Raw genomic sequence first — 3,117 nt, forward strand, 5'->3', positions numbered from 1 at the left:
GGCGGCCGCGTCGAAGAATCAACCGCGTATCGAGTGGTTAAGAAGAAAAGGGCGCACGGTGGATGCCTTGGCACTAGGAGCCGAAGAAGGACGCGACGAACGGCGAAACGCTCCGGGGAGCTGTACGTAAGCTACGATCCGGAGATGTCCGAATGGGGGAACCCGCCTTCCGTCATGGGAAGGCGTCCGGCCGCTGAACACATAGGCGCCGGACGGTAGACCCGGGGAACTGAAACATCTCAGTACCCGGAGGAAGAGAAAGCAAACGCGATTTCCCGAGTAGCGGCGAGCGAAACGGAATCAGCCCAAACCGGGATGCTTGCATCCCGGGGTTGTAGGACCCCCGCACGGCAGGCGGGGAGGATAGGCGAAGCGGCCTGGAAAGGCCCGCCAGAGACGGTAACAGCCCGGTAGCCGACATCCTCCCCCCGCCGGGGGTATCCTGAGTACGACGGGACACGAGAAATCCCGTCGGAAGCTGGGAGGACCATCTCCCAAGGCTAAATACTCCCTAGTGACCGATAGTGAACCAGTACCGTGAGGGAAAGGTGAAAAGCACCCCGGAAGGGGAGTGAAACAGATCCTGAAACCGTGTGCCTACAAGAAGTCGGAGCCCGTTAAGGGGTGACGGCGTGCCTTTTGTAGAATGAACCGGCGAGTTACGCTCGTCTGCAAGGTTAAGCCGCAAAGGCGGAGCCGCAGCGAAAGCGAGTCTGAAGAGGGCGATGCAGTAGGCGGGCGTAGACCCGAAACCAGGTGATCTACCCATGACCAGGGTGAAGGCCAGGTAACACTGGCTGGAGGCCCGAACCCACGCAAGTTGAAAATTGCGGGGATGAGTCGTGGGTAGCGGTGAAATGCCAATCGAACCTGGAGATAGCTGGTTCTCCCCGAAATAGCTTTAGGGCTAGCCTCGGGTATGAGAGTCCTGGAGGTAGAGCACTGATTGGACGAGGGGTCCTTCCCGGATTACCGAATTCAGTCAAACTCCGAATGCCAGCGACTTGCTGCCCGGGAGTCAGACGGCGAGTGCTAAGATCCGTCGTCGAGAGGGAAACAGCCCAGACCACCGGCTAAGGTCCCTAAGTCTGCGTTAAGTGGAAAAGGATGTGGAGTTGCTTAGACAACTAGGATGTTGGCTTAGAAGCAGCCATCATTGAAAGAGTGCGTAATAGCTCACTAGTCGAGTGACTCTGCGCCGACAATGTACCGGGGCTAAACGCAGCACCGAAGCCGTGGACTCTCCCGCATGGGAGAGATGGTAGGGGAGCGTTCCAGGGGCACAGAAGCCGGACCGTGAGGACCGGTGGAGCGCCTGGAAGTGAGAATGCCGGTATGAGTAGCGAAAAGAAGGGTGAGAATCCCTTCCGTCGAAAACCCAAGGTTTCCTGAGGAAGGCTCGTCCGCTCAGGGTTAGTCGGGTCCTAAGCCGAGGCCGAAAGGCGTAGGCGATGGAAAACAGGTTGATATTCCTGTACCACCTCCGTTCCATTTGAGTGATGGGGGGACGCAGGCAGGCACGGCCGCGCGCTGTTGGACATGCGCGTTGAAGCTGGCAAGGCCGGGGGAGCGGCAAATCCCTCCCCCATACGGCCAAGCGGTGACCAGGAGGGCCCTACGGGGCCCGAAGGGCCGGCACCTACCCTGCCAAGAAAAGCCTCTAGCGAGGAACGTGGTGCCCGTACCGTAAACCGACACAGGTAGGTGGGATGAGTATTCTAAGACGCGCGGGAAAACTCTCGTTAAGGAACTCGGCAAAAGGACCCCGTAACTTCGGGAGAAGGGGTGCTCCCCGGGGTGAATAGCCCCAGGGAGCCGCAGTGAAAGGGCCCAAGCGACTGTTTATCAAAAACACAGGTCTCTGCGAAGCCGTAAGGCGAAGTATAGGGGCTGACACCTGCCCGGTGCTGGAAGGTTAAGAGGAGGCGTTATCCCCTTCGGGGGAGAAGCGCCGAATTGAAGCCCCAGTAAACGGCGGCCGTAACTATAACGGTCCTAAGGTAGCGAAATTCCTTGTCGGGTAAGTTCCGACCCGCACGAAAGGTGCAACGACTTGGGCACTGTCTCAACGAGAGACCCGGTGAAATTATAATACCTGTGAAGATGCAGGTTCCCCGCGACAGGACGGAAAGACCCCATGGAGCTTTACTGTAGCTTGACATTGGATGTGGGTACCACTTGTACAGGATAGGTAGGAGCCATCGAATCCGGACCGCCAGGTTCGGAGGAGGCGCTGGTGGGATACTACCCTGGTGGTATCGACATTCTAACCGCAGGCCGTGATCCGGCCTCGGGACCGTGTCAGGTGGGCAGTTTGACTGGGGCGGTCGCCTCCCAAACAGTAACGGAGGCGCCCAATGGTTCCCTCAGAATGGTCGGACATCATTCGCAGAGTGCAAAGGCACAAGGGAGCTTGACTGCGAGACTTACAAGTCGAGCAGGGACGAAAGTCGGGCTTAGTGATCCGGCGGCACCGCATGGAAGGGCCGTCGCTCAACGGATAAAAGCTACCCTGGGGATAACAGGCTAATCTCTCCCAAGAGTTCACATCGACGGGGAGGTTTGGCACCTCGATGTCGGCTCATCGCATCCTGGGGCTGAAGTAGGTCCCAAGGGTTGGGCTGTTCGCCCATTAAAGCGGTACGCGAGCTGGGTTCAGAACGTCGTGAGACAGTTCGGTCCCTATCCGTCGCGGGCGCAGGAAAGGTGAAAGGAGCTGTCCTTAGTACGAGAGGACCGGGATGGACACACCGCTGGTGTACCAGTTGTTCCGCCAGGAGCACTGCTGGGTAGCTACGTGTGGACGGGATAAGTGCTGAAAGCATCTAAGCATGAAGCCCCCCTTAAGATGACCTTTCCCCTCTACGGAGATAAGACCCCTTGGAGATGACGAGGTAGATAGGTCCGGCGTGGACGCATGGCGACATGTGCAGCGGACGGATACTAATCGGTCGAAGTCTTATCCACGCACAGCACGATACGCGGCGGTGGCTGCGGTCTCGGTATTTGGTTGTCAGGGCCCGACGGGCCAGTCCGGTGGCAACAGCGAAGAGGATCCACCCGTTCCCATGCCGAACACGGAAGTTAAGCTCTTCAGCGTTGATGATAGCCGGGGGT

Annotated in this window: 2 rRNA genes; both read left to right on the top strand. The window is 58.4% G+C overall.

Annotated elements, in window-relative coordinates:
• The first annotated feature begins 35 nt into the window (after nt 1-35).
• Nucleotides 36-2,967 (top strand): 23S ribosomal RNA (locus tag ACTRXF_RS15880).
• 65 nt (nt 2,968-3,032) lie between these two features.
• A 5S ribosomal RNA gene (rrf, locus tag ACTRXF_RS15885) occupies nt 3,033-3,117 on the top strand; the annotation flags it as partial.

The organism is Marinococcus sp. LNHM3E3-2.2, assembly GCF_056034385.1.